Source organism: Mesorhizobium sp. WSM4844 (assembly GCF_055811775.1).
The window spans coordinates 1-6,603 of the sequence record NZ_JBVVQB010000110.1; the positions used below are offsets into that span (position 1 = coordinate 1).

Sequence of the window (6,603 nt, forward strand, 5' to 3'; positions counted from 1 at the left end):
TCAGCTTGATCGAACAGCCTCCGGGCCTCGGCAAGGTGCTGCTCATCGCCCACTTGCCGGGCCTGGCCCGCTTGCCCCTCTTCCAAGTCGGCGTCCTGCACCTGCGACGAAGCTGTTACTCGGGATGGATTACTATTTCGCGGGTCCACACTAGCCTCACATCAAACTGTATCGTCAAAGTCCTGCGCTAATCCACGCAGCGGCTCATTGAGTTGAGATTCTGCCGAAAGCCCCTCGTCTGCTTTCATCAAGGGCGCCGGCTCCGGGAGAGCGCCTGTCTGGTTTTCAAAGATGCGTTTAAGGATGCGATCCGAAAAATATCGCACCTTCCTCAATTGCAGTGGTGGCAGACCTTTGATGAGAACGATCTCGTACTCGTCATTGAGTAGCCGCACCTGTTCGGGACGCAACAGCGGTGCACCTTGATCGAATTCTGGATGTTCCAATCGAACGTTCGCGCCTGGCTGTAGAAATCGATTGGGCTTGACACGTTGTATTCACCGATAGCTTTGGAAATGTAGTTTGGAGTCTCGTCATCGGCAGTGGCCACGAACACTTGCAGGCCAGTATTGCTGAGAAAATTCTGCTTGCCAGCCTCGCCATAGGCCCCCCGTCAGAGCCGAAAGGCTTTGGATGATGAGCATGAAGCGACCCTTGTAGTCCGCGATGGTCGTAATTGCGGTCTCGATCGCCTCCAGCTTACCCAAGTGCTTGAATTCATCGAGCACAAAGAAGTGCAACGTCCTGAACTGCACGTCGCGTTTGCCTCTCGGCGGATTTGAAGCTCCCAAGATCACGTGCTGTATCGCGCGCGTTAGCGATTACCAACCGTTCTGCAACATTGGTTCAGTGGCCCGTCTGGAAAGTCAAGGTGGTTACGGCGTTCCTCGGCCCTCCTCCCGTCGCGGGATGAACTTCCAGCTGCACGTGTCAGTTTGCTATCGCGATCCATTGCTCAGCTTCCAAAGTCGTTTCTCTACCCCATGAGGTTACCACCGAAGCTTGATTTGCTACACCAATATGGTGTTACACTTGTAGTCTCGTAGAGGCTTCTCCCAGCTCTCCGGGTCACGCCGAGAGCCGTAACCGGGTCAGGACTGGGCTTCCTGGCTGGCTGCGGCTTCGCTTTGAATGATCCGGCCTGGCACGCTTCAGTCGGCGATATCCTTCACAAGCGGGGCATTCCGGCTGCGGTGACGCTTATGTCTGTCGGATATAACATTGTTCGCAGCGTCGGCCCGGCTTTGGGGGGCGTTATCCTGGCGTTCTTTAGACCGCTGGCCGCTTTCGCCCTGGCCGCACTGAGTGATCTCGCGCCTCTTGGCGCAATATGGCGTACCAAATGGAAAGTGAGCGGCGACAATCAAGGTGAGACTCGTATTGCCTCGCCCAAGAGTGTTCCCAAAGAACAATGCAACAGGAAGGTCTTGGTCGTGACGTAGGTGTAAGGCGTGCCAAATTGCGGGCTGCGCGGCCCGGAGTCGATAAGATCCTGCGACCGAGCCGCCCTGATCGGGTCGCGGCTGAACGCCTTCAGGGTCTCCCTACGGCCCTTGGAGTTTGGCCTGATCTCTGATGTTGAAATGATTGATGAGGACTGTGGTGCCCGGGTAAATATAGGCGTCACCCATCAAGCGGCACGGGCACGCCTTGCTTCGACATAGGCATCGCCCAGCTGATCGCAGTCCGCTCGCTCAACCGCCCGGCCTCTTCGCACAGGACGAGTAACTGTTCGAACAGGTTCGGCTTGTCTCGCAACACGGCCATTGCCGAAAGCGCAGCCTTGTGACCATCCGCCAGCATCGCTGCGACGATCGGCTCATGCGGTTTCTGGTCGAGGGCTCTGATGACCTGTTTGGCAAGCCGCAACGCATGCGCTCGATCCCCCGTAGAGCTCGCCGTTTGCCCTTTCGAAGATGCGCACGTAGCGCGGCCGCTTGCCGCGACCGGTCCAGCGCTCGCAAGAACCCAGCACCAACAGGCTTTGCGTCCGATCACCCTAACCCTTGACTCGCTGGGCGCATTGCTGCTGCGTGCCGTTGCGCAACCATCATGTCCTATGCGGGCGATGATAGGGGCAATCTGCACAATCTGACGATGCTCTTCGCACCGTCACACCCCCAACCTCGCTTTCACCTCAGATGAGGCTTCCGACCAGGACAAAAGGGGACTTTTCCGCCGTACCGTTCCGGATCTGTGTGATAGAAACATCAAAGTTATGGACGAGGCGTATCCTGAACTGCCTCTTTGCTCCGCCATCTTCAATTGGTGGAGCGATGAGAGGTCGGGAAATCGGAGGCAGCGGATCTGCGATTTGCTCACGCACCATGGAATGCGATCGCCAGGACTTATCTGGACCAAACTCGAGTAACGATAGCAATGGGCTTTTGAGATAAAGTCGGGACGCGATGGCATTGAGCGGATAGAGCGATATCCGGGAACCGAACCAATCCACAGAATTATTTCGTTGGTATTTTTGTTGGCTAGCCCTGATATAGCGTGAGTCCTAACCGTTTGGAAACAGAGAGAGTTTTCCATCGTTTGGATTCCGCCTCTGGCACCATTTTTCCAAGGCAATTTCAGCAAGTTGCGCATGACGCCCGCTTGGCTGAAATCGGTTGGGGGAATTCAGGTCGCCGTGTAGCGGCAGGTTGCGTAGCGGTTCTCGGCGACCTCCAATCATTTTTCCCGCGCCCGACAGGGCCGGCACTGGCGAAACCGTTTGCTCGCATTGGGCGAATGACGGATTTGATTTGCTTGGTGATCCCCTATCCTTAGGGCAAACTGCCCGTTGGGGCTCCAGGAGGCGAAATGAGAGCACGCGCAGCAACGGTTGGAGATCTGGAAAGTGTTTTCCGTGATCTGTCCAAGCGAATATCGGACGAGTACGTCGCGGCCGGCAAGGACAGCAAGATCGCCTACGACAATCTGATGATGAACTTGAAGGAAGGCCGTGCTCATGCGCTCGTGCAGGGCGAAAAAACCGTAGCGCTCATCGCCTGGCACGAGAATAGCGACGCTGCCGATACGCTGTTCGCCGCGCAGGAAGATTTCTTCAGCGCCGCGACCGTTCGCTTCTGCAAGCGGCACATTCGCCATATCCAGGCGCTTGCAGGCAACCTCCCCATTCACTCGCGCAGCTGGCTCCAGAGACCGGACGTCGCAAAATGGTTCCGGATAATCGGCTATGTCGAGCGGGGCCAGGAGAATGGCGCCCAACTGTTCGAACTGCCGCCGGCTCCCGCCGCCTGACAAATCTCGGCGGGCGGCGAAACGCTGCCGCAACCGGTAGCCACGTTCGGGGCCGATGCTCTAAAGCGCGTCGCGTTTGACCGGCCTCATGCGACGCGCTTTAGGTCGTTGTTTTATGCATGTCGTTACCGCAAAACCGCTGCACACTTTTGCGCGACATGCATTAAGCCAAAAAAGGCCCGCCGCTCCATTTGCGAAGCGGCGAGGCCCGATATTCGGGAACGACTTCCGGGCCGTTGCCCCGGCATTGCTTACTGTGCAATTCAGGTGCCAGACGGGTTGACCGATAATGGGACACTGCACCGGGAAAGCGCGAACCATCTTCCGCGATCACACCACTGCCATACCGCGCCATTCCTTGCTATGTTTGCTCGCGGCGGACCTGATTTCCGCTTGGCCGGCGCCCATCAGGCAATCTACCCCAACGCCCCCCCAAAGTGGCGCCGGCCACTCTTCACCACCAACCCAATCTTCGCCGCCGGCCCAATCTTCGCCGCCGGCAACTTCACGCGCGGTCAGGCCGAAGCCAGGACAGCGGTTCTGCTCCAGAGCGGCGGCCTTTCATGTCAAAACGCCCTGACTGGCGATTCCAGTGCGACAGATCGCCTGGAGCGGCAGCACGATCCGACCTGAAGCGCGTCGCGTTTGACCGGCGACGCGCTTCAGGTTGTTGTTTTTTTGCATGTCGTTACCGCAAAACCGCTGCACACCCTCGGGTCAGGCCCGAGGGCAAGCTTGTGCGCGACATGCATTAAATCCAAAAAGACGGTAGCAAGCCGCGGCCAGAAAGTGTTGAAGACCGTGCCGATGGCATTGAACGTGTCGCGATCCGGTTGCACTCGGCAAGGCTTGATGATTTGTTGCCGCTTCAAGGAGAATGAATGATGCACGAGCCTGCCGGTCAAGACGAATATGGGTCGGCCAGCCCCTTCGACCCGGACGACCTGACGACGTTGAACGTGATGGGTCCGGGTGTGGCCAGCAACGATTTCGAGAAATACGCGGTCGCCGTGATCATCGTGTTCGGCGCCCTCATCATTGGCGGCTTGATGGCCGCAAACCTTGCCCTGGGGCACCGTAACGGCTTCCTGTACGCGCTTGGCGGCGCCACCGCGGCGTGGATATCGGGAAATGCGCTGCTGCTCGATCGGCCGCGTATCTATGCCTTGTTCGTCGGCATCGCGGCGGTGATGCTGATTGCGTCCACCATCACGCTGGTCATCTGACCGAAAGAAATTAATATCCGATCGCCTCGCCGGACGCGGCGCGGCTGTCGATGGCGCCATTGTAGCGGGCGCCGCCGCCCTTTTCGATCTCGGCCAGACTCTTGCCGCCGACCAGGATACCGGCCGCCTGACCCCAGGTCGCATCGGTGACGTCGAGGCGGTAGCCCATCCCGGCAAGCAGTTTTTCGGTATCGGGCGACAGGCCGAACGGTTCGACATAGACCGTGTCGGGCAGCCATTGGTGATGGATGCGCGGCGCGTCGATCGCCTCCTGGATGTTCATGCCGTGATCGACGACATTGACGATCGCTGCCAGCGTGATGGTGATGATGCGCGAGCCGCCGGGGCTGCCGATAACCATGAACGGCTTGCCGTCCTTGGCGACGATGGTCGGGCTCATCGACGACAGCGGCGTCTTCCTCGGGGCGATCGCATTCGCCTCGCCCTGGACGAGGCCGTAGAGATTGGGCACGCCCGGTTTCTGGGTGAAATCGTCCATCTCGTTGTTGAGCAGGATGCCGGTGCCGTCGGCGACGACGGCGGCGCCGAACGAGCCGTTCAGCGTATAGGTCACCGCGACGGCGTTGCCGTCATTGTCGACGATCGAATAATGCGTCGTCTCCTGGCTCTCGCCAAAACCCTTCGGCATCAGATCCTGTGACACGCCGGCCCGGAACGGATCGATCTTTTCGCGGATTTCCTTCGCATAGTTCTTGTCGAGCAGCTTTTCGACCGGATTGTCGACGAAGTCGGGATCGCCGAGCGCCGAATTGCGGTCGACATAGGCATGGCGCATCGCCTCGACCATGACTTTGATGGTTTCGGCAGAACCCGCGCCGAGATAGGACAGCGGGTAGAATTCCAGCACGTTGAGTATCTCGCAAATGATGACGCCGCCCGAGCTCGGCGGCGGCGAGGAGGTAATCTCATAGCCGCGGTAATTGCAGGTCACCGGCTCGAGCTCGCGGACCGCGTAGGTCTCGAAATCCGCCTTGGCCAGAATGCCGCCCTTCTGCGCGCTCGCCTTGACGATGCCGTCGGCGATCGATCCTTTGTAGAAGGCATCACGACCTCGTTCCGAGATGGCCGAGAGCGAGGCGGCGAGATCGGCCTGGACAAGGCGCTCGCCGACGGCATGGGGTTTGCCGTCAGGTTTCAGGAAGATGGCGGCCGCGGCCGGGTCCTTGGCCAGCCGCGCGGCGCCGCCTTCGAGCGAGGCGACATCGCCCTGCTCCAGCACAAAACCATCCCTGGCATAGCGGATGGCCGGCGCCATCAAGTCCTGCCGCGTCAGCGTGCCGTATTTTTCCCGTGCGGTCTCGAAGCCTGCCACCGAGCCCGGCACGCCGACAGCGAGATAGCCGTCGAGGCTGGCGCCTTTCACCGGCTTGCCGTCCTTGTCGAGATACATGGTTTTCGTCGAGGCGAGCGGCGCGCGCTCGCGGAAATCGAGGAATGTCGAGCGACCGTCCTTGAAGCGGATGGTCATGAAGCCGCCACCGCCGATATTGCCGGCGTTCGGATAGACCACAGCCAGAGCGTAGCCGACGGCGACCGCGGCATCGACGGCGTTGCCGCCCTTCTTCAGCACCTCGACGCCGACTTCAGACGCCAGATGCTGGGCGGTCACCACCATGCCATGCTCGCCCTTCGCCGGCTGCGGCGAGGCGGCCAATGCGGCCGCCAGCGGCGCAAAGGTCAAGGTGAGGGAAAGACTGAGTGCGATTAGGGTGCGGCGGTGCATGGCCGTTCTCCGGGGCGTGGGATGCGCCTAGAAAAGCCGTTTGGAGCGGTTGAGTCCATGGCATTAGAACGGATAGGGATTGGTGCAGCCCTCACCGGCCGCTTCGCAAACCACCGTTGCGATCTTCGGCTGATATAACGGCATGGATCCTAGGGTCTCCGCGACGTCGCTTCGCTCCTGCTCCGCCCTAGGATGACGAAGGGAGTATCGTTTCCGCCAATCTCGAAAGCTTGCGATTTGCGGGTAGTCGCCAGGTTTGCCGTTGCCATTAGGCGCCTATCGCCAACGTCTGCAATTAGCCGTAAGCCAACACGCCTTCGTCATCCTAGGGCGGAGCAGGAGCGAAGCGACGTCGCGGAGACCCTAGGATCCATGCCGTTA

At 59.6% G+C, this 6,603-nt stretch carries 4 protein-coding genes and 2 pseudogenes; 3 read left to right on the forward strand and 3 right to left on the reverse strand.

Annotated features, from left to right (window positions below; all coding sequences use genetic code 11):
• Positions 1-161: 161 nt before the first annotated feature.
• Positions 162-731 (reverse strand): annotated as a pseudogene (locus AC0L2A_RS35625) (type IV secretory system conjugative DNA transfer family protein); the annotation flags it as partial.
• A 363-nt stretch (positions 732-1,094) separates the two neighbouring features.
• Between AC0L2A_RS35625 and AC0L2A_RS35630 the strand changes: the two are divergent.
• Positions 1,095-1,352, forward strand: a pseudogene (locus AC0L2A_RS35630) (MFS transporter); the annotation flags it as partial.
• Between the two features lie 271 nt (positions 1,353-1,623).
• Here the strand turns inward: AC0L2A_RS35630 and AC0L2A_RS35635 are convergent.
• Positions 1,624-1,869 (reverse strand): hypothetical protein, encoded by a 246-nt coding sequence (locus AC0L2A_RS35635; protein ID WP_473612868.1) that lies wholly within the window; start codon positions 1,867-1,869, stop codon positions 1,624-1,626.
• 942 nt (positions 1,870-2,811) lie between these two features.
• Here AC0L2A_RS35635 and AC0L2A_RS35640 point away from each other — a divergent pair.
• Together AC0L2A_RS35640 and AC0L2A_RS35645 are read left to right on the forward strand one after the other, a co-directional pair.
• Positions 2,812-3,252 (forward strand): hypothetical protein, encoded by a 441-nt coding sequence (locus tag AC0L2A_RS35640; RefSeq protein ID WP_091600250.1) that lies wholly within the window; start codon positions 2,812-2,814, stop codon positions 3,250-3,252.
• 881 nt (positions 3,253-4,133) lie between these two features.
• Entirely contained in the window at positions 4,134-4,478 is a 345-nt protein-coding gene (locus tag AC0L2A_RS35645; protein ID WP_036263803.1) for a hypothetical protein, read from the forward strand.
• Positions 4,479-4,488: 10 nt separating this feature from the next.
• On the opposite strand, the gene ggt is transcribed toward AC0L2A_RS35645, so the two are convergent.
• Positions 4,489-6,222 (reverse strand): gamma-glutamyltransferase, encoded by a 1,734-nt coding sequence (ggt, locus tag AC0L2A_RS35650; protein WP_473612869.1) that lies wholly within the window; start codon positions 6,220-6,222, stop codon positions 4,489-4,491.
• Between the last annotated feature and the right edge of the window lie 381 nt (positions 6,223-6,603).

Bases quoted from the DNA above. Each gene is read 5' to 3' on its own strand.
- ggt (WP_473612869.1), bottom strand. From the start codon at position 6,222: ATGCACCGCCGCACCCTAATCGCACTCAGTCTTTCCCTCACCTTGACC.
- AC0L2A_RS35640 (WP_091600250.1), top strand. From the start codon at position 2,812: ATGAGAGCACGCGCAGCAACGGTTGGAGATCTGGAAAGTGTTTTCCGT.
- AC0L2A_RS35645 (WP_036263803.1), top strand. From the start codon at position 4,134: ATGATGCACGAGCCTGCCGGTCAAGACGAATATGGGTCGGCCAGCCCC.